General features: G+C 47.8%; 18 protein-coding genes and 1 pseudogene. 8 read left to right on the top strand and 11 right to left on the bottom strand.

Translation table 11 applies throughout. The features are described 5' to 3' along the window. Positions 1-60 precede the first annotated feature (60 nt). The 4 genes from JOY44_RS04975 to JOY44_RS04960 all read right to left on the bottom strand — a co-directional run bounded on the left by JOY44_RS04975 (position 61) and on the right by JOY44_RS04960 (position 5,831). The gene (locus JOY44_RS04975) at positions 61-216 is read right to left on the bottom strand and encodes a hypothetical protein (RefSeq protein WP_171572595.1); all 156 of its coding nucleotides are present in this window, start codon (positions 214-216) and stop codon (positions 61-63) included. A 97-nt stretch (positions 217-313) separates the two neighbouring features. Further along, the gene (locus JOY44_RS04970) at positions 314-820 is read right to left on the bottom strand and encodes a hypothetical protein (RefSeq protein WP_171572594.1); all 507 of its coding nucleotides are present in this window, start codon (positions 818-820) and stop codon (positions 314-316) included. Positions 821-981: 161 nt separating this feature from the next. Then, positions 982-2,775, bottom strand: a complete 1,794-nt coding sequence (locus JOY44_RS04965) for a putative bifunctional diguanylate cyclase/phosphodiesterase (protein WP_171572593.1) — start codon at positions 2,773-2,775, stop codon at positions 982-984. Positions 2,776-2,789: 14 nt separating this feature from the next. After that, positions 2,790-5,831 (bottom strand): response regulator, encoded by a 3,042-nt coding sequence (locus tag JOY44_RS04960; RefSeq protein ID WP_171572592.1) that lies wholly within the window; start codon positions 5,829-5,831, stop codon positions 2,790-2,792. Positions 5,832-6,328: 497 nt separating this feature from the next. On the opposite strand from JOY44_RS04960, the gene JOY44_RS04955 reads away from it, so the two are divergent. Continuing rightward, a complete protein-coding gene (locus JOY44_RS04955; protein WP_171572591.1) occupies positions 6,329-7,075 on the top strand; it encodes a DUF561 domain-containing protein in 747 nt (248 codons plus the stop codon). Between the two features lie 48 nt (positions 7,076-7,123). After that, the gene (locus JOY44_RS04950) at positions 7,124-7,324 is read left to right on the top strand and encodes a hypothetical protein (RefSeq protein ID WP_171572590.1); all 201 of its coding nucleotides are present in this window, start codon (positions 7,124-7,126) and stop codon (positions 7,322-7,324) included. Between the two features lie 108 nt (positions 7,325-7,432). Here JOY44_RS04950 and JOY44_RS31275 read toward each other — a convergent pair whose 3' ends face one another. From JOY44_RS31275 to crtR, 6 genes and pseudogenes are all read right to left on the bottom strand, one after another. Then, the gene (locus tag JOY44_RS31275; protein ID WP_242541716.1) at positions 7,433-7,957 is read right to left on the bottom strand and encodes a hypothetical protein; all 525 of its coding nucleotides are present in this window, start codon (positions 7,955-7,957) and stop codon (positions 7,433-7,435) included. A gap of 87 nt (positions 7,958-8,044) precedes the next feature. Continuing rightward, a pseudogene (locus tag JOY44_RS31270) lies at positions 8,045-8,141 on the bottom strand (transposase); the annotation flags it as partial. Between the two features lie 242 nt (positions 8,142-8,383). Further along, positions 8,384-9,261 (bottom strand): IS630 family transposase gene (locus JOY44_RS04935; protein WP_242541715.1). Its coding sequence is split into 2 segments (ribosomal slippage): positions 8,384-8,929 and positions 8,932-9,261, totalling 876 coding nucleotides; the frame shifts between segments, so codons are not numbered across the junction. Positions 9,262-9,327: 66 nt separating this feature from the next. Continuing rightward, positions 9,328-9,630, bottom strand: coding sequence for a transposase (locus JOY44_RS04930; protein ID WP_171572589.1), 303 nt, complete (start codon positions 9,628-9,630; stop codon positions 9,328-9,330). A 20-nt stretch (positions 9,631-9,650) separates the two neighbouring features. Then, positions 9,651-10,067 (bottom strand): helix-turn-helix domain-containing protein, encoded by a 417-nt coding sequence (locus JOY44_RS04925; RefSeq protein ID WP_171572588.1) that lies wholly within the window; start codon positions 10,065-10,067, stop codon positions 9,651-9,653. Positions 10,068-10,581: 514 nt separating this feature from the next. Further along, positions 10,582-11,592, bottom strand: a complete 1,011-nt coding sequence (crtR, locus tag JOY44_RS04920; protein ID WP_171572587.1) for a beta-carotene hydroxylase — start codon at positions 11,590-11,592, stop codon at positions 10,582-10,584. 248 nt (positions 11,593-11,840) lie between these two features. Here crtR and JOY44_RS04915 point away from each other — a divergent pair, with 248 nt between their 5' ends. From JOY44_RS04915 to JOY44_RS04900, 4 genes are all read left to right on the top strand, one after another. Then, positions 11,841-12,680, top strand: a complete 840-nt coding sequence (locus tag JOY44_RS04915; protein ID WP_171572586.1) for a COP23 domain-containing protein — start codon at positions 11,841-11,843, stop codon at positions 12,678-12,680. Positions 12,681-12,868: 188 nt separating this feature from the next. Then, positions 12,869-13,840, top strand: a complete 972-nt coding sequence (locus tag JOY44_RS04910) for a LysR family transcriptional regulator (protein WP_171572585.1) — start codon at positions 12,869-12,871, stop codon at positions 13,838-13,840. Between the two features lie 13 nt (positions 13,841-13,853). Next, a complete protein-coding gene (locus JOY44_RS04905; protein WP_171572584.1) occupies positions 13,854-14,921 on the top strand; it encodes an anthranilate phosphoribosyltransferase family protein in 1,068 nt (355 codons plus the stop codon). A 279-nt stretch (positions 14,922-15,200) separates the two neighbouring features. Beyond that, positions 15,201-17,213, top strand: a complete 2,013-nt coding sequence (locus JOY44_RS04900) for a PAS domain S-box protein (RefSeq protein ID WP_171572583.1) — start codon at positions 15,201-15,203, stop codon at positions 17,211-17,213. Between the two features lie 3 nt (positions 17,214-17,216). Here JOY44_RS04900 and JOY44_RS04895 read toward each other — a convergent pair whose 3' ends face one another. Then, the gene (locus JOY44_RS04895) at positions 17,217-18,518 is read right to left on the bottom strand and encodes an ABC transporter substrate-binding protein (protein ID WP_171572582.1); all 1,302 of its coding nucleotides are present in this window, start codon (positions 18,516-18,518) and stop codon (positions 17,217-17,219) included. A 342-nt stretch (positions 18,519-18,860) separates the two neighbouring features. On the opposite strand from JOY44_RS04895, the gene eno reads away from it, so the two are divergent. Further along, the gene (gene eno, locus JOY44_RS04890) at positions 18,861-20,135 is read left to right on the top strand and encodes a phosphopyruvate hydratase (protein ID WP_171572581.1); all 1,275 of its coding nucleotides are present in this window, start codon (positions 18,861-18,863) and stop codon (positions 20,133-20,135) included. A 109-nt stretch (positions 20,136-20,244) separates the two neighbouring features. Further along, positions 20,245-21,096 (top strand): LolA family protein, encoded by an 852-nt coding sequence (locus JOY44_RS04885; protein ID WP_171572580.1) that lies wholly within the window; start codon positions 20,245-20,247, stop codon positions 21,094-21,096. Positions 21,097-21,150: the final 54 nt, after the last annotated feature.

The raw sequence follows: 21,150 nt of genomic DNA, 5'->3' as shown, positions 1-21,150 counted from the left end.
TCTAGGTGCGTTTGGTTAGGGCAGGAGTGAAAAATAACCGAAAGAGATTATTTTTGATATTTAGCGCTGAATAGTTTGCAAATCGATGTGGAAAGCTTGCAGATTTTTGAGGGAAGCTAGGTTGGAGGGAACTGCGCCAGAAACGATCGCTAAAGCTGATGTGATGGCGATCGCATGAATGATTGCAGAATACCGATTTAAGAGTGAATCAGACATGACAGTAAACCGACTTTAGGAACAGATTGTTGTCCTTAGTGTGGCTCTTATGCTGCCAATGAAGAGTGATGTTGCGGCTGTTCTGTGGTGATATGTATCACATTTCCTCATAGCCCTGAATATTCTCTAGCTCAAACTGCCGCAAAATCGCGGTCGATTGGCGCGTTAAGACTTCTGAACCTTTCACAACAATGAGATATTTGCCCGCACTAAGCCGATTGCGATAGGGCAGAGCATCACCACTACCAAAGGCAAGCCCCGCGCCACCGCCTACAAAAAAGCTACCCATTGCCCCAGATGCTGCGCCCAGCAAACCCCCAATCACATGATTGCCAATTTCTCCTGCCCAAGAAAAGGTATCGAGATTCGTAATTAAGCTGAAGGTAAATCCGGCTGCAAACCCAAAGGGAACCAACCAAAAGGACATCAGTTTTGCATAACGAGAGGCTTGCTCTTTAGGATCGATCAAGCCATATTCATCGGCACTTTTATAGCCCCGCCCTAAAATCGTGATGCCAGTCATCGGCAGCCCTTTTGCTTCTAAGGCAGAGTAAGCCGCTTCTGCTTGAATGCGATCGCTCAGCACAGCCACCAGGTAATTCATATTGCTCATCCCCTTCCTATTGCCATCCATCTCTTCTTTAGGATATCAGGAGAAGGACGAGTCGCGAGTCGCGAAGGCGTTTCTTGAAGGTTGGTAGGAGTCTAGAAAAAGTTGTGAGTTGTTTCTTCTACCTTCTTCTGCCTATCGCCTATCGTCTTGCCTCACCAATGACACCGTGATGTGATGAGTTCAACTACTTTCTCGGCGGTGAGGGGTCTAGAAAAGAAGTAGCCCTGCCCAAAATCGCAGTTGAGCGATCGCAGCTGAGCCAGTTGCTCTGGAGTTTCAATTCCTTCCGCCACTACCTGCATATTCATTGTTTGGGCGATCTTTACAATAATTGGAACCAACCCCAACTTTTCCTCGGTGCCGTCTAAAGACATCACGAAGGAGCGATCGATTTTGAGGTAGTCCATTGGAAAGGATTGCAGGTAACTCAGCGAAGAATAACCTGTACCAAAATCATCCATACTAAGCTGAATGTGCTGTTGCCGCAGTTTCAGCAATATATCTGCTGCTGAGCTGGGGTTATCCATAATGGCACTTTCGGTTACTTCCAGTTTTAGACAATTGGGAGACAGTCCGGTTTCGGCCAGAATGTGGGTAATCTGCTGCATCAAGTTAATTTGGGCAAATTGACGGGCAGACAGATTTACACTGACACTAAAGTTTGAATCAATCACTCCTTGTTTCTGCCAATTTCGGATCTGATGACAAGCTTCTTTGAGTACCCAATTGCCAATTTCGCTAATCAGCCCAGTTTCTTCAGCAACCGGAATAAAGGTAGAGGGTGGAATAAAACCGCGATCGGGATGGTTCCAGCGAATGAGTGCTTCTAGCCCAGCAATTTTGCCAGAATCGAGCGCCACAATGGGCTGGTAATTGAGGGACAATTCTTGTTGACTAATGGCTCGACGCAGGTCCGTTTCAATTTGCAGCAGTTGCAGCGCAGCCCGGGGCATGGTGGCTTCAAAGATGCGATGTTGAGCTTTGCCAGCGGCTTTGGCATGATACATCGCGGTGTCGGCATCGCGCAGCAAGTGTTCGGGTTTGTCGTAGTCGGATTTGCCAAAGGCGATACCAATGCTGGCATTGATAAAAACTTGATGATCTTGCAGGGTGAAGGGTTCGGTGAACGCAGCTAAAATTTGATCGGCAAACTGGATTGTGCTGTCTTTGTCGATAATTTGGGTTAGTAGAATCGCAAATTCGTCGCCGCCTAGTCGGGCTAACGTGTCAATTTGCCTGAGATGTTGTTTGAGTCGTTGGGCGATCGCCACGAGTAACTGATCGCCTGCAAAATGTCCTAAAGAATCATTGACGATCTTGAAGCGATCGCAATCTAAAAACAACACCGCAAACTGCAAATTGGGCTGTTTTTTTAGTTCGTTTAGCGCTTTATCTAAACAATCAACAAATGCAGCGCGATTTGCTAATTGGGTTAACGAATCGCACAGCGCCATCTTTAGCAACTGAGCATTCGCAATTTCAAGCTGTTGCGTTCGTTCAATCACCCGTTGTTCTAATTGAGCATTGAGTCGATGATTTTTGCGTTCTGCTGCTTGGAGCGCCAATTGATGCCTCACTCGCGCTAGCACCTCCTCAATGTGAAATGGCTTCGTCATATAATCTGCTCCACCCACTTTGAACGCCTTTACCTTATCGAAGGCATCATCTAAGGCGCTCAAAAAGATGACTGGAATTTCTGCGGTCTGAGGCATCCCCTTTAAACGGCTGCATACCGCATAGCCGTCCATATCCGGCATCATGATATCTAGCAAAATCAAATCGGGCATTCGTGCTTGAATCGCAGTCAGCGCTAGCTGACCATTAATCGCTTTACGAACCTGATATCCTTCACGGGTCAGCATGGTTGAAAGCAGGCGCACATTCTCGGCAGTGTCATCCACAACGAGGATATCAACGGATTCGGTATTGAAGTGGTTATGACTCATGTAATTCTTGCTGGTTAAGTCCTCAAATCCTGGGCGAGTTGGATGAAGTTCATGATCTGGTCAAATCGGAAATTGTTGACCAGGGTGGTGAGGGCATCAATGAATTCGGTGTGATCGGGGGGGATTTCTTCAATCAATTGCAAAGCAAGGATATCGCTCCCTTGAGCTGCTGAAGAGTACAGCTTTTCGAGCCAATCATCCGACATAATGGCTAACGACTGGGCATTTAAGGTGAAATTGGATGAAGGGGCTGAAAGATGGGGGGGCTGGGATTGGCTCGGTTTGTACAGGTATTTCACCCCTAGGTGCTCTGCCATTTTGGCAAGCACTTCTTCTCGCTGAAAGGGTTTGCGGACAAAATCATCGCAGCCGCTTGCGAGAATTTTTTGACGTTGCTCTTCAAACACGCTGGCGGTGAGGGCAATAATGATGGTTGATTGTCCGGTTGAATTTGATTTTATTTGCCTAGTTGCTTCTAACCCATTCATTATCGGCATTTGCATATCCATCCAAATGATTTGGGGGTGCCAGCTTTGCCAAAGCGCGATCGCGGCTTCTCCATTTTCTGCCTCCTGTGTATCAAATCCAATGCCTTTGAGTAGTCGAACCATAATCAATCGATTGATTGGGTCATCATCCACAATTAACATGCGATAGCGTGGCTGACCGGGGGCCAATGCCACAACCTGTTGATAGGAAGTGTCCTTTTGTTTTACTTGGTCTGCGTTGATTGCGATCGCTGGAATCTCAAACGCAAACTTAGTGCCCTGACCCGGTTGACTGTCTACCGTAATAGAGCCACCCATCAACTGCACAAATTTTTGGCTAATGGCTAACCCTAAACCCGTGCCCTCTGAAAATTTTGCTCCTGATTCAGTTTGCCCAAAGGGTTGAAATAATTGACCAATTTCTGCCGATGTCATTCCAAAACCCGTATCACGGACTGTGAAGACAAGGGAGTGTAGGTTTGGGAATGAGAGGTTGGGAGTTAGGTCTGCTGAACATTCTCCACGCTCCATAACTCCGACCTTGGGGGAAGCAAGATCTGTAGAGACGTTACGAGATCGCCAGTCGTGATCTCCCAAGCTGACTCGCACCTCAACAGATCCCGTAGCAGTAAATTTAATGGCATTATTGACTAGATTTATGAGTATCTGATTCAGCTTATTTTCATCGGCGTGGATATGACGAGGTACGGCGGCATCGCGATCGCACACCAGTTGCAGCCCCTTAGATTGAGCTTCCAGTTGAAATAGCGCTTCTAAATTATCGAGGAGCCGATAGAGATCGAAGTTGGTTTCGCTGAGCGTGATTCGACCTGCTTCAATTTTGGACATTTCCAAAACATTGTTGATCAGCGCAAGCAGATGCTCCCCACTATGGCTAATGATTTCAACATATTGGCGGTGTTCATCCATCAGCGAAGCGTCTCGACTCAGCAGTTGGGTAAACCCCAAAATGGCATTGAGTGGAGTGCGAAGTTCATGACTCATGTTGGCTAAGAATTCACTTTTTGCCCGATTTGCGGCATCGGCGGTTTCTTTCGCCCGTTGAAGTTCGGTTGCCTGTCGCTGGGTTTGGGCAAGCAGTTCTGCCTGCTGAACGGCAACTCCTAATTGAGAGCCAATTTGCAAGACAATTTTAGTTTCAGCAGAATCCCATTTGCGCGGGGCAGAGTTTTGGTAGGCAATCAGCGATCCCCATAGTTGATTGCCAGAGAAGATCGGCACGCTGAGATAAGCTTTCGCTTGAAATTCTTCTAATCGTTCAATATCCTGCGATCGCAGCCCCGCTTGATAAATATCGGCAATACAGTAATAGCTCACTCCCAGCGTATCCATACTGTCGTTTGCAGCTTGCAAATCAGCAATAGAACCTTTTTCAGTATCGACCAGAGGATTTGCTACGAGTGGAATCCATCCATCTGCAACTGATTCTGCAACGATATATTCCTGGCTGGCTGGGGTAGTGCGAAAAATAGCCACGCGATCGCACTGCAAGGCTTGCCGCAATTCTTCAGTAGTGGCACTAAAAATTTGTTCTAACTTGAGGGTTTGGCGCATTCGCTGAATGACACGGGAGATCGTCCGTTCTCGTTCAGCGCTTTTTCGCAGTCGCTCTTCTGTCTCTTTTCCCTTGGTAATATCAGTCAGCATTCCATCCCAAATGATGCTGTTATCGGGCTGCAACTCAGGACGAGAATTCCCTCGTAGCCATTTTATTTGTCCGTCAACCACAATCCGCCAGATAAAATCCCACGGCTGCAACGTCCGAGCAGATTCAATGATGGAACGGTTTAAGGGCGCGATATCGTCAGGGTGAGTTAAATCCCAGCCCGCCTCAAAATCTTGGATCAACGCATTTGGCTCCTTACCACAAAGCTCTCGGCAGCCAGAACTGACATACAAAAAGGACATTTCCTTCGTGGGCTTCAGTACAATCTGATAGATCATGCCGGGCACGTTTTCCGCCAGATTTTGATAGCGCGAGTTGCTCCCGTGGAGGGCATCCTCTGTTTGCTTTTGGTGAGTCATGTCGCTCAAAGTGCAGACAACACGATCAATTTCGCCATTGGGTGTAAGGTGCGGGTTGACATTAACCAAGAGCCAACGACAGTAGGAAAGCTGAGGGCAGACGACTCCTAAAACGCGATCGCAAATGGGTTGGCGCTGATCGATCGCCTGTTGAATGGGAAAATCCGTTGCCACCATAGGCTTTCCGTCTGCATCTAAAAATTCCCAGCCTGGATCAGTAGGGAGTTCAAAGTGCTTGGCTTCGGCACTGAGTCCTAGTAAATCGATGGCGATCGGGTTACACACTACAATTTCCGCATCCGCATTCAATAGCAGCACGCCCACTTGCATTGTCTGCACTAAGCGACAAAATTGTTCTTCACTTTTTCCCCATGCCCGTTGATACGTCTGACGCACCAGTAGAAACTGAGCGATCGCCACAGTCAACAAAATTGCAATGCTAAAGCCCACCGCAAGCGAAAAGGAGTTGAAAATACCCTGAGAAAAAGGCACAGTTTCTAGCAGATAAAGTGGGTTACCCATACCTTGTCGTAGTGAATGGTCATAGTAAAAGAAAATAACAGCAGCATTTACACTGAATAATCACTCGTACGGTTGGATGTCATATTGCCTAAAAGGATGCGGTGATTTAATAAGGAATCGGATGGGAAGTCCAACCTTGGAATGCCTATAGGCGCAAAAAATACTTCACCTGCTAAAAGGCAAATGATGGTAACGGGGAAGAAACAAGGATGCTCCACTTCCGATAGATTAACGTTTTAAGTCGTTGAAAGCAGCAAAAGCTTGATTTTGCCTTGATTCAAATCTGCGCCAAAATCGCAGATTAAACACAATCAAATATGGGTTGTACGGAGTTTGGCACTCGGAACGTCGCTCTTGAATGAAGTGCAGAGATTATTGCCCATCGCCTGCTTCGCACAGGGTATACCAACCCCCTACGCAATCCTGGTGAATTTTCGTTGGGTTTCCATCCATTTAGAGTGGCAAAATGGTCATACCGTAATTAACAGAGAATGACTATGACGAGACTCGTAACGCTAAATGCTGCCTTAGAGCAGGGGCGTGCCTTAAAGGTAATTAGTGGGTTAAACAATTTCGATCGCGATCGCGTTGCTGCGGTGGTCAATGCTGCTGATCAGGGCGGAGCGACCTTTGTAGACATCGCCGCCGATCCAGACTTGATTCGGATGGTAAAGCGCATCACTAGCCTGCCCGTGTGTGTCTCTGCGGTGGAGCCTGCCAAACTGGTTGCCGCCATGCAAGCCGGAGCCGATCTGGTAGAAATCGGCAACTTTGACAGCTTTTATGCTCAAGGCATTCGCTTTGAAGCAGCCGAAGTGCTGGAAATCACCCGTGAAACTCGCCGCTTACTCCCTTCCGTCACTCTCTCTGTGACCGTTCCTCACATTTTGGAACTGGATCAGCAGGTTCAACTTGCCGAAGCATTGGTGAAAGCGGGTGCCGATCTAATCCAAACGGAAGGCGGCACGAGTAGCGCTCCGGTTCATGCAGGAACCTTGGGCCTAATTGAAAAAGCGGCCCCAACGCTGGCGGCAGCCTATGAAATCTCTCGTGGGGTGAGCGTGCCTGTGCTCTGCGCCTCTGGTTTGTCGAGTGTGACGGTGCCCTTGGCGATCGCGGCAGGTGCTTCCGGCGTGGGCATCGGCTCTGCAATCAACAAACTGAGCAGCGAAGTGGAAATGATTGCAGTGGTTCGGAGTTTGGTCGAAGCTCTGGCAGTAAACCAAGTTCGCGATCGAGTTTAAATCAATGACGTAGGGACGCAAAGTTTTGCGTCCCTACCAGAAAACTATATGACTAACCCGCCGTCTCAATTTACCCCAGAAGAGTTGCAGCAGTGGCAATTAGCGATCGCAGAAGCCGATCGCCACAATATTTGGTGTCATTGCCGTCAGTGCGATGCCGAATGGGTGGCTTCTACACCAGTCAATTGTCCTGATTGCGGCAGCGATCGTGTGGAACGTATCTCTTGCTGGCAGTTTCCTGACGATTGAGTCATGAGCAGCACAGTTGAGCAGCGGCAATCAACCTTTGCATCATAAGCGATCGCTCTCGCTCGGCCGTTCCAACGCTGCGTTGGGCTGCTGTCGGCATACTCATTGCTATGTATTCAATTCATCTGGATGCCTGATCAGGGCACCATCACTGAAATAATACACTTCGTAGTCTGGAGACAACTCTCGGCATAGTTGGTGCCACAAACTCACCCCTTCCTGCCCAAAGAATTGAGCATCTTGCTCACTCCACAGCGATTTTCCACCTGGATCATCCCAATTTAAGCTGCCATCAAAAAGTTTTGCCCATGCATCTAGACGCCTAATCGTTTCCACCGTTAAAGGTAAGTTTTCAGGCGAAATATTGGCGATCTCATCGATTCCCCAAATCGGGTAACAGGTGTAATCAGCCATTAATTTAATTCTTTTAACGATAGGAATATCAGGATGTCTAAATAAGCCTCCTAATCGTTCGCTGTAATAAAAAATGTCATAAGTTAATGCTAATTCTTCACGTATTTTTTTCCAGAGTTCCAATCCCTCTCGATCAAATTCCTCATAAGCTTTTGAACTAGCAAATCTCGATATACGGCGGATTGCAGTGTTAAGAGGGACAGTAACAGCAGTGTGCAAACCAGTTGTGCAAATGTTGAGGATCTATCAAATCCATCGCTGTGGCAATGAGGGTATCTACCCTTTTCGAGGTTGTCGGCGAGAACTGTCTTAGGAAAGCCTTTAACTGTGACCACCAATGCTCAATCGGATTAAATTCGGGAGAGTAAGGAGACAGATACAGAACCTTCGCTCCAACCGCCTCAATTAAAGGTGCAATGGCTTTTATCCCTCTTGAATCACTTTCGGAAAAGCAAATTTAATCAAAAATGCTGAAGCTTCTATACGGCTTGAGTCTTAGCATACGCAGCTTATTTCCGATATTTCAAAACATTTGACAATGAAGCGTATATACCAGACAGCAGTCGGTGAAAGACTTTCAGCGTTTTGCCTGGATTTTACTTTAACTAGAGTGACATATGAGGGGTATAGCTACAGACAACAGTGTTAGGACACAGCATCTTTCAGGACCGACTCCATTGCTTGCCGTAAAGAACTAAAGCTAGACAAGCTGTTGCGAATACGACTTTTCAGCCAGGCCCAACACTTTTCAATCCGATTGAAATCTGGAGAATAAGCGGGTAAATATAACAACCGACACCCTACCGACTCCACCAATTGAGCAACCCGTCCCCCATGATGAAACGTGGCATTGTCGAGAATCAAAACCTTCCCAGGCTTAAGCGTTGGCAGCAAACACGTTTCTAGCCAGATTTCAAACACGACTCGATTACAAGAGCCGTTCACGGTAAAAGCAGCACTCAGTTGGTGCTCACAGTAAGCCGCAATCATATTGATTCGTTGAACCCGTCGCCCTGACTTGAGTGCTTCAAATCGCACACCGGGTTCACACCAACCATATCCATAATCCTCTCGCTCATCCATTCCCGATTCATCGATGTACACCCGGTCGGATAAAGACACTTTGGCTAGCTGCTCTAGGAACTCTGCTCGTTTGTGCTCATCGCGTTCAAGGTAGCCATAGGTCTTTTTTTTCGACTCAAGCCCAGTTTGTGTAACGCCCTGGAAATTGTGCGAACACTGAGTTGGTCTTGCCACAACTCGACCATTTGCGCTTGGGTTGTGCCCCCATGCTGCTTGGCAAATTTGGCAAACTTGTCCCAATCGGTGATTTTGCTGGTGGTTCGATGGGGACGAGTTGTTTTGGCTTGGTAGTCTCCAGTTTCCTTCTGTCGCTTCAGCCATAGATTGATCGTGTTGCGACTGAGTTGAAACACTTGGGCGGCTTCACTCTGCTTCATGCCGTCTAATTGGATGGCATTGATCACCTTTTGTCGCAAGTCGTAACTGTATGCTTTTGCCATAGATGCACTCACCCTCGTAGGATTGGGGATACCTCTCAGTCTATGTCCTATTGGTCCTGGCAATAGCTATACCTTGTGAGCAGGCAGGTTATCCATGACCACGACAGCCCCTTTCCACAGTTGAGGCACAAGACACTTTGAGACGTACACCTCAAAGACAACCGCGTCCATCGACTGATCTATCGTCATCACAGCCAGCACCTTTGAGACGGTAATCGCGCCCATGACACTCACCTTCTTGCCCCGATAAAAAGGTTTGAAGTCATACGCTCGTTCCCCAGGTGCAGCACGGGCATGGGTTCGCATGAGTCCCAGTAGAACACCCATCTCATCGAGAAACACTAAATCTTTGAGTTCTATACTCGTCACCTGTGCCCAGTACTCCTGTCTCAGGAGTTGGACTCGTTCGCTGGTGGCTTGGCTGGAGCGGAGCGTTTTTTTTTGCGCGGTAAATTGAGTCTCTGAAAGGTTCGGCACATAGTACTTTGGCTAACCCATAGCCCAGTCTCATCAAAGAGTAGCTCACAATATTCCGCTAAGGTCGCATCGCGCTGGTTCTCGAAGATCGCCACTAACTGGTCTTTGTGCTCCATCACAGGACTCACCGAACCACCCTGCTTATGGGGAACGACGTGACCTTCTGTGCGCTTCTGAATCATCCATCTCTCGACGCAACTCTTGCTGACAGCAAAGCGGGCAGCAACTTTTCGGATCGAGCTATCACCCTTCTCCATAGCACTTACAATCTTCTCTCGAAAGTCTATGGAATACGGCTTCATTTTTGACCCAAAGTTGTAATCCTTCATTGTCCTCTATCTGACTGCAATCCGCTGTATTCTTCGCATCACAAGTAACTTTGAGCTTGTCTATCCATACCCTGAGTTGCTCTTTTGTATGGGTTTTCAACTGCAACTCTTCTAAACTAATTAGACGATAGAAACCTGGAGCAGTGCTAACTGGATCAGTCATAAACGGCTTCTCTATCCTGTAACAGCCAGGATTCAGCACTAGCTCACTCCTCTTGTTATCTGTTTCTACTCTTTTCCCCATGAGTTATATTTTGCCTCTATCTTGATGCCGCAGAACTGCTTCCTATCAGCAACTCAAAACAACTTGCTTTAACTCTTAACAGGGTAATCAGGTCATACCTCGACCAACGGAGTAAAGCTGCTCAGCTACTAATTAAACTGAAATCCGCGTAACATTTAAAACAGTGAATAGGCAGAATTTTCCTGTCTATCATATGTGCGGCTACCTGCGATCGCCCTACCATTGCCCGTGTTCTAATTGACGCACTCAATATATTTAAATCGGCTTCAATTATTCGTCGATCGCGACACCGACCAGAGACTTTCGCTCATCTTCAGGCAATGTGGTCATTTCTACAGTATCTACCGCTGTTGCGATCGCCATTGTCTCCAAAGAAGACACTTCTAAAATCTCTTCAGGTTGGTGCGGTTTATGTAAACGAATTCCTAAAAACACATCGTAGACAAACCCGAATAAGTCTTTAGTGGTTTGTAAGATGCCTAAGGATTGGTGAGCACCTTTTTCATCTAGCAATGGTTTGGATTGATAGTAAGCGCGTTCGTAGTAGTACCAGGGAATTGAAGGCCAAAGGTGGTGGATCAGGTGATAGTTTTGCCCCATGATCAGCCAGTTCATCATGGAGTTGGGATACACCCGCGCATTTTTCCAACGATTGCGCTCTTGGAAAGGGCGATGAGGTAGATAGTCGAAAAATAACCCTAGGGCTAAACCAACGATCGCCAAGGGAACAAACCAAAAGTTAAAAATATAGCCAATAAAATCGTAGCGGCAGCCCAAGTAGATGATTACGGCAACTGCGAGTCGGGCGATCGCCCATTCTAAAAGTTCATATTTGCGCCAGAGTCGTCGCTTAAAAAAATAAATCTCGTGGTACATGAAGCGGGCATTAATCAGCCATAGTGGACCAAAGGTAGACACCACATGATCGGGGTCGTTTTCTGGGTCATTGACGTTAGCGTGATGCTGCATGTGTACCCGCGTAAAAACGGGGAAGGAGAAACCCAGCATTAAAGCGCTGCCATGTCCTAAAACGGCATTCACAATGCGATTGCGGTGGGCAACGTTATGACAGGCATCATGAATCACCGTGCCAACCATGTGTAAAGCAACGACGTTCATGACAAAACAGCACCAGTCAACCCAATGCCAATGAAAAAAGCCCACTGTAGAAACCACCACGATCGCGATCGCTACAAGGAACATGAGCAATGTAGGATTAAAATCGCCCGGCGCACCCATTAAGTCCCTTGGTGCCGTCAGGGGCTTGATTGCCTCCGACATCTATCTCTTACTCCTTTTAGCCACATGGCGTAGTATACGCTACCTAAACACTCAAAATAAAGTTTTGTAAAAGCTGCTCATAAAGATTGGTTAGGATTATTCAATAGAAGCCTTCTGCTATCTACAAATAAAGTGTTTAACCTTGCTTAAGCATAGGAACTTTTAACTGCTTACACCGTCTGTTTTTATATTGCCCTGTTGGATTGCCCTTATCAGTCAATTAAGCGTTCATTCTAGAGATACCTACAATGCTGACTCAAACTTGCAAAACCGTCATCGCAGTTTTAGGAATAGCGGTGCTATTGGGCGGTGAGGCTGCAACCGCAATCGCGACTCCCATACAAATTATCAGTCAACTGCCAACGGGCACCACTGGGCAACCTAGCACTTCAGACGATGTCATTGTAGACATTGAGAATTCACGCGGCGTTCCTGGCTCTTCTGGCAATCCTAATACAATCCCAACTGGAGCGCCTAGCGGCAGTCCAGCGAGTACCCTCAGCGGTACGCGCTTTAGCTGCCAGATTGTAAACGGGCAATATACCGTGATGTATCAGCCCCAAAGCCAACCCGGACAGACCTATCCATGGGCTGTTCCTAACGCGATGGGTGGTGGCTGGAATCCAACCAAGCGCTGTAGTGAAATTAGCCGACGGCTAGAACAGTATCGTCCCGATGGGTTGATAGACATGCAAACGGCTGTCGAAAATGGCTACAACACCGTTTGCGTAACGACTCAACGAGTTTCAGGCTGTCGGATTGTGCTGACGGTTCCCCCTGGACAAGATGCCACTGCGACCCGCGATCGCGTGTTTCAAAACCTGACTGTTGCCGACAGTGGGCAGCAAACCCAGGGTGTGAATACCTTTGTGAATGGCGGATCAGGTGGAGCAGGCGGCTGGATTGGCGAAGCTGCACGGATGCTTAATATTAATCTTCCTGGAATTGGGAATGCGCAAGCTACTAACTCTAACGCGATTAACTTGCGCCCCTTTCTTGATCGCGCTGATGGCGGCACGGGCACTTATTTAAGAAGATCTGCCATCACCAGTCCCGGACGACGCTTGAATCCCAATCGATTTCGGTAGTCTACCCATTTTCTAAGGTGTGTTTTGGCTGCGCTCAATGCACCTTAGAAGTTCTTAATTTGACGCTTCTGATTCATTAACTGTTCATGTTGATCCAATAAGCTGTATCAACTCTTACGGAAGTCGCTGGTAAGAATCCGATAAGGTCACTTTAGCTTCAAAAGTGTGACCTGAATTACACGGATTTCATGCGTTTAGAACAGTTGCAGGCATTTTTGGCGGTAGCGGAAACGGGTAGTTTTCAAAAAGCTGCTCAGCGCTGTGGCGTGACCCAATCTGCCATTAGCCGCCAAATTCAGGCGCTAGAGGCGGACTTGGGCGCACCCTTATTTCATCGCACGGCTCAGGCAAAGCTGACGATTTCGGGCGATTTGCTGTTGCCGCGCGCTAAAAAAATCTGTCAGGAATGGCAAAATGCGACGCAAGACGTGGCTCAACTGGTGGCAGGAAAACAGCCAGAACTTTGTGTAGCCGCGATTCATTCCATCTGTTCTCATCATTTGCCGCCCATTTTGCAGCAGTTTTGTCGAGATTATCCCGATGTGCAATTGCGTGTCACGGCATTAGGTAGCGATCGCTCCCTCAAAGTATTAAAAGATGGCTTGGTCGATTTGGCGATCGTCATGAACAATCGCTTTTTGACCATGAGTCCTGAAATGGTGGTGCAGGTGCTTTACGAAGAACCGATCAAAGTTTTGGTCGCCGCAGGGCATCCCCTTGCTGCTTATGCTGCGATTCCCTGGTCAGAGCTGACGCAGTATCATCAAGTTGTGTTTAAAGATGGCTACGGGATGCAGCGCATAGTGCAAGAACAGTTTGAACGGCGTGGCGCAACGCTCAAAGCAGCACTAGAATTGAATACTCCCGATGCATTTAGAGGGATTGTGCGGCAAGGCGAATTGGTAGCACTGTTACCTGAATCGGCTCTAGTGGATGCTTACACTGATCCTACGTTGGCAGTGCGTCCAATTGAGTCGGGCTATGTTGGCGTTGATACAGAGCCGTTGACCGATCCACCCCTAACTCGGCAAGTCGTCATGGTGACCACCCGCGATCGCCTGCAAATTCCACCCATTCAACATTTTTTCAGTTTAGTGATTGATCATCTTGCCCAGGCGGCAACTGTTTTACCTTTAGCATCTGTCGGTCGTGACGGTTAATTGAGAACGCACCATGAGCCATGCCTTTAGAGAACTCCTCCGCAAAATTGGCAGCGGTCCTCATACAGGACACAACCTGACGCGAACAGAAGCCCACGCTGCCACCAAAATGATGTTGTTGCAAGAGGCAACTCCTGCCCAGATTGGCGCGTTTATGATTGCTCATCGCATTCGCCGCCCGACTGGAGAAGAACTGGCGGGAATGCTAGATGCCTACGAAGAATTGGGACCCATATTGCAGGCGATCGCCACTTCTCGACCTGCATTGGTGTTTGGCATGCCCTATGACGGCAGAACGCGCACTATACCAATTGTTCTATTGACCGCTTTAGTTTTAGCGGCAGCAGGATGCCCAGTGGTGCTGCACGGCGGCGATCGCATGCCGACGAAGGAGGGTGATCCTCTAGTTCTTTTTTGGCAAGGATTGGGCATGGATTGGACGATGCCCTTGTCTCAGGTACAAACTACTTTTGAACAAACAGGCATTGGCTTTATCCATATCCCAACCCATTTCCCCCTAGCTCAGGGACTCGTTCCCTATCGAGAGCAAATTGGCAAACGACCTCCCTTTGCCACTATGGAGTTGATGTGGTGCCCTTATGCAGGCAATGCCCATGTCGTCTCTGGGTTTGTGCATCCTCCCACCGAGACCATGTTTCAAGATGCCTTTGCCCTGCGGCAAGTCAGCCAATTTACTACCGTCAAAGGGCTTGAGGGCAGTTGTGATTTGCCTAGAGAGCGAACCGCCATTATTGGTTTAGGCACTGTGAATGCGGCTGGTGAAGTGGAACTGGAACGCTTATGTTTGCCACCCCGCGAGTTTGGGTTTGAGGGAGCAAACGTCCCGTTGACTTCACCTGAAGCCGCGATCGCTGCCATGCAGTCTGTTTTAGCAGGACAACCATCCGAGCTAATGAAATCGGCGCTGTGGAATGGTGGCTTTTATTTGTGGCGCTGCGGCATTAGCCCTTCTATCCAAGCAGGCATCACTCAAACAGAAGTGCTATTAACCACCGGACAAGCCAAGCAAAAGCTGCAAGAGCTTCAGCAAAAAACCGCCGCGATCGCGCTGATTCGCTAACCCGCTGAGATCGGACAAATTCAATGCAATTGATTTGAATCAGTCAGGCTGTTGCGTGCCTTCTGGCAACAAGATGTCTCCCCATTTCCTTGGGTAGGGAATACTAGAGCCAGTGCAGCCTAGTAATATTAGCGAAATGTTTATTGATAGGCTAAGTGATTAGGAATCATCTCTAACCCGCCCTGAGCATTGCATTAGAAAACGTAATGCTCAGGCAGTTTGGGTTGAAAGAAACAAAACCTTTATTAGCCAGCAGCTACCATAAATTTCTTTTTAACTATGTCAACTCCCTCTTTAGAGCAAGAAATAAAAGCGTTACGTCAACAAAATGCTCAATTAAAACAGCAGCTTCACACCACAGCACGGGCGAATTTAAATGTGGTAGAGAACCCTAAATATTCTGAAACTGACGCTTCAACCGAACAATTAGAATCACAAATTGCGGAACGAACGCAAACTCTGCAAATGGTGATTGCTCAGTTACAGGCAGAAATTCGCGATCGCAATGAGGCAGAGATTGCCCTTGCGGCCAGCGAAGCAAAGTTTCGTAGCCTCGTTGAACATGCCAATGGGGTAATTTTTGAACTAGCCCTTGATGGCACTTTCACCTATCTTTCTCCCCATTTCACTGATGTCTGGGGGTTTGAAATTTCTGAAGTAATGTACCAATCCTTTGCCCATTGCATTTATCCAAAAGATCTACATGCCTGCCAGTCCTTTCTTAAAAAGATTGCAATTACGGGGAAGAAGCAGTCTGGGCTGGAGTTTCGAGCGCAGTGTAAAAACAGCAGCACACCTTGGATGATGAGCAATGCGTCTCCAATGTATGGCAGCAATGGGCAACTCGTTGGATTCCAAGGCATTGCTTTTGATATCAGTGAAGCAAAGCGTGACGAAGTCATTCGCAAGCAGGCTGAAGAGGCTCTGCGCCAAAGCGAACAGCGGTTTCGAGATGTGAGCGAAGCCGCTGGAGAATACCTATGGGAACTCAACGCCGAAGGTGTTTATACCTTTGTTACCGAAAAATCAAAACTAATCAAAGGGTATCACCCCTCCCAATTGATCGGGCGATCGCCATTTGAATTTATGCCCACCACCGATAGCGTTCGGATGCAAGCAATCCTAGAAAATGCTTGCACCCACAAAAAAAGTTTCACTCTAGAGCATCGCAACATCACCCCTGATGGGGAAATAGTTTGGGAGAAAGTGACTGGGCTGCCGCTTTTAAATGAGCAAGGTGAAATTGTCGGTTTTCGAGGGGCCGGGCAAAGCATCACGGAGCAAAAAGTTGCAGAAGAAGCTTTGCAGCGCAGTGAACAGGAACTTCGTCAAAAAGCTCAAGATCTAGAGCACGCCCTCAAAGAAATTCAACGTACCCAGTCTCAATTGATTCAAAGCGAAAAAATGTCTTCCCTAGGGCAGCTCGTTGCGGGTGTGGCTCACGAGATCAATAATCCAGTGAACTTTATTTTTGGCAATCTCTTCCACGCGAATAAATATGCTCAAGATTTGATCCGGCTGATTCAGGTTTACCAGCAGGCATACCCCAATCCGGTCAGCGCAGTGCAAGCCGAGGCAGCGGCGATCGATTTAGATTTTGTTTTAGCAGATTTACCCAAACTGCTATCGTCGATGCGAATTGGCGCTGAACGCATTCAAAAGATTGTTTCTTCCCTGCGAACTTTTTCCCGTATGGATGAAGCAGAGTTCAAAGCGGTCGATATTCATGACGGCATTGACAGCACGTTGATGATTTTGCAAAATCGGCTCAAAGGACGAAAGAATCGCCCGGATATTACCGTTACCAAGCACTATGGCCACTTGCCCTTAGTGGAATGTTACGCCGGACAACTCAATCAAGTGTTTATGAATCTGTTGAGCAATGCGATCGAGGCGATCGATGAACAAATCGAAAGCAGTGTGCCACGCTTTGTGAACGCTGCATTAGAAGAAGCGATCGGTTTAGGACAAAAAGCAAAAGACCTAGCCCAGATAGAACCTTTCTCGTCTCTTGCCTCTTGCTCCTTGCCTTTTATCACCATTCGCACCGAGCAAATCGGTTCAAATCGGATTCACATCTGCATTGCTGATAACGGCATGGGAATACCCGAATCTGTCCGTAAGCGCCTGTTTGACCCATTTTTCACCACAAAGCCTGTGGGTAAAGGAACCGGAATGGGTTTATCCATTAGCTATCAAATTGTGACAGAACGGCACCACGGATCGTTGCACTACAATTCGACACCAGGACAAGGATCTGAATTTGTGATTGAAATTCCCGTGAAGCAATAGGCGCTAAGACTGGCTATTCCATTCAGTCGTGGCATCGTTAATAGCTTGGTCAACTGTTTTTTGTTCCAACATTGCTGCTTGCAAATTATCGTAGATCACTTTTTGCAGCTTTTTCACGTTTTTCATCGCTGGAACTAGCACTTCTGCATCCTTCATTTGTTGAGCGCTGACGACTCTGGCTTTGTCAACCGGGGTGGCATTAGCCGGAGCCGTGTTGAAATAGGGATCTTGCAACGCTTTTACAGTGGAAGGCAAAACATTTGCAGCTTTCGCAAAAGTAAGCTGGTTTGCATCATTGGTGACATAAAGGGCAAACTTGAGCGCACCTTCCGCCACATCCGTGTCTTTGGGAATAACGAGATTCATCACTGCAACGTTTTTCTTACCAGTGTCGCCTGTGATTTGAGTGGATGAGGCTGAAGCTTTGGCGATCGTAGGAGCGTTGGTCGCAATGTTATTCAAAAATTCAGCGCCGGATGCTAAAACGGCAGTGTCTCCCCGTTGATAAAGATCGATCGCGTGGCGATGTCCCTCCGTTAGCACTTCTTTAGGAATCAATCCATTTTTGTATAAGTTCACCCAATACTCAAATGCTGCCTTACCTTGGGGCGTATTGAAGGCTGCTTTGCCGTCGGCATCCGTCAAATTCACACCCATCTGCACAAAGGATTCCAGCACCTCTCCGGAGTCGCCAGGCACCACAGTGGCAAAAAAGGCATATTTCCCAGTTTTATCCTTCAGCAGCTTGGCAGCGGTTGCCAACTCTGTATAAGTTGCGGGGGGCTTATCCATACCTGATCGCTTAAACAAATCGGTGTTGTAGATCGCTACGCGCGTTGTTAGGTACCAAGGCAACCCAAATGTTTTGCCATTGAGCGTACTGGCTTTCCAAATGTTCGGCAAATAGAGCTGTTTCACATCCTCCGGAACCTTTTCGTTCAACTCCATCCAGGCATTGCGCTCTGCTAACTGTGAGGCAAATCCAGGATTCAAATTCACCACATCGGGCGCGGTTTTAGCAGAAACGGCTGTGAGGATTTTGCGCTCCATATCCGCCCAAGGCACATCCACCCAACGCACAGTGTAAGCCGAATTTTCTTGCTCAAACTGGGCAATGAGCGTGTTGAAATAATCGGTGAATTCTGGCTGAAGCTGCATCGTCCAAAATTCAATTTCTTGCTTGCCGCTGGCTGTAGTTGCTTGTGGATTGTTTGCAGGAGTCCCTCCACAGCTAACTAACCAACTGAGCATCAATCCACAGAGGGCAAACAAAAAAGCTTTTTTCCAACGAGAAATCCGATTCATTGTGAGTGGGGAGTAGAGGGTGGGACGTGACGGCAAGGAACGGAATGTGCCAGGGAAACTATGCATCTAAGACCTACTAATGATAGCGGATGGATGGAGTGGTAAAGGAAGATACAGATGAGGGGTTTGAATTGATTCACCAGTCGTCACTCGTCCTTCGCCATTGCACCACTGGCTATTTCTCAGATCCCGTCTCCTATTCCCTGCTTAGGTGTGGCCTATGGCACGCTTACGACATCGCACCATGGGGTAGTATTCTCTAAGCAAAACCCGCTGCTGTTAAGTGTTTTTATCTAGAAGCCGGCGATCGCATAACCACTCGGATTGTAAGGAGGATTTCCTATGTATATTGAGGACATTATTGCCAGTGAAGTTTTGGACTCGCGGGGTAATCCTACGATTGAAGCGCGAGTGATATTGGAGGACGGAACGGAAGGATCGGCGATCGTGCCGTCTGGGGCTTCAACGGGTGAAAAAGAAGCGGTAGAACTGCGAGATGGCGATCCGAAACGTTATGGCGGCAAGGGCGTGTTGCAGGCAGTGGACAATGTAAACGAGAAAATCACGCCGGAGTTAGTGGGCATAGAAGCCACTGCCCAGCGCGAAATTGATATGCTGATGATTGAAATTGACGGCACCCCTAATAAAGCAGATCTGGGTGCAAACGCAATTTTGGCGGTTTCGATGGCGGTAGCAAAGGCGGCGGCAACTTATATGGGAATGCCGTTATACCGCTATTTGGGTGGGGTGAATGCATCGTTGCTGCCTGTCCCCTGCATGAATGTGATCAATGGGGGTGCCCATGCGGATAACACAGTCGATTTTCAGGAGTTTATGATTGCGCCGCACAATGCACCCAGCTTTGCAGAGTCGATTCGGATGGGGATAGAAACATTCCACGCGCTGAAGTCGATTTTGAAGGCAAAGGGCTACAGCACTGCTGTGGGAGATGAAGGGGGATTTGCACCGAATCTAAAGTCCAACGAAGAGGCGATGGAGGTGATTGTGGAGGCGATCGCCAAAGCAGGCTATAAACCGGGCGAAGATATTTCAATTTGCCTTGATCCGGCAACCAGCGAAATGTGGAAAGACGGCAAATATCGATTCTTCAAATCCACGCAGGAATCGAAAACCTCAGAAGAAATGGTCGCTCTGTGGGCATCTTGGGCAAGGCAATATCCAATCGTTTCACTGGAAGACGGCATGGGCGAAAACGACTGGGATGGCTGGAGCTTACTGACTAAGGAGATTGGAGGCACAGTGCAACTGGTGGGCGATGACCTGTTCTGCACCAATGCCAAGATCTTGGCAGAAGGCATTGAGGCAGGAATTGCTAACTCGGTATTGATCAAAGTGAACCAGATCGGCACCTTAACCGAAACACTGGACACCATTGAGCTAGCCCAAAAGAATCATTACAGCTACATGGTTTCCCATCGATCGGGCGAGTCGGAAGACACAACGATCGCCGATATTGCGGTTGCTACCGGAGCCGGACAAATTAAAACAGGGTCGGGCTGTCGCGGTGAACGCGTCTCTAAATTTAACCAACTGCTGAGAATTGAGCGGCAGCTTGGAAAATCAGCGCGGTTTGCGGGCAAATCGGCATTTGCTTGAACTTGTGAGACTCCGCAAAAAGACTGGGTAATCTGAAAGAACGAGATCGCGCTAGCAATCCCACAGAGCTTGTGCGATCTCGTTCAACTTATGAGTATGGATAAATTTTATGAAACAAATCATTAGTGCAGTTGTCGCAGTTGCTATTAGCTTAACCGGGGCTGGACTTTCGGGAATCAATGCAGACAATCGTTTTCTTCAGGCTGCGAAGGCAACCCCCAAACCTGAACCGACCTTACTTAGTCAACTGACCAGCAAGCTCGATCTAGCTTTGTTGGCAAAGGCAAGTGCAGTTTTTGTTCAGAGCGATCGCTATCGAACGGAATCAGAAATTCGTGTGAAAGCAACATCCGGTGGCACCAATGTGATTAGCCTTGCCAAAGTGACGACCCTAGTGCAAGCGCCTAACAAGTTCCGCGCTGAAATCACCTTCCCATCAGACAATGGAACCGAGGTGAAAAGCATTGTTATTTCCGACGGCAAGCAAGTGTGGATGTATCGCTCAGATTTGCAGCAATATGCCATCACTCCGGTTGAAAAATTTGATGAATTGAATGACTACTATTGGGTTGGCATATTGTCCTACTGGTATTCAACAGTGACACCAGACGTTCGCCAATTATTAGCCAGCGGCACTTTAGCTGATCCACAAGTGTTGAAAGAGATGGGTATGACCGATACCTCATCCCTGAAAGGAGCTAGCCAAATGTTAGACGGGCGATCGCTCTATAGCTATGAATTTACGGATAAAGAAGGGTTCACCATTTCAGCTTCTATAGAACCAACCACTGCAGAATTTAAGCAGATTCGCCTAAACGGCAAGTCGGATGGCTTTAATGTAGATATTGCCGAACGCATTCTCAGCCGCACTCCTAACCCCGCGATCGCGGCGAATGCCTTCAAATTCACAGCTCCAGCTAAAGCCAAACTGGTGAAATCCGTCGAGATCGGACCCCTATAAAAATTAATGGACAGGTTCCTCGCCCCTCGGTTCTCCCTTAAAACTGTCAAAATA

This window comes from Leptolyngbya sp. Cla-17 (assembly GCF_016807185.1).
Lineage (GTDB): Bacteria > Cyanobacteriota > Cyanobacteriia > Leptolyngbyales > Leptolyngbyaceae > ULC077BIN1.
The sequence above is the reverse complement of the archived record's forward strand: the minus strand, read 5'-3'. Positions and strand labels throughout refer to the sequence as shown.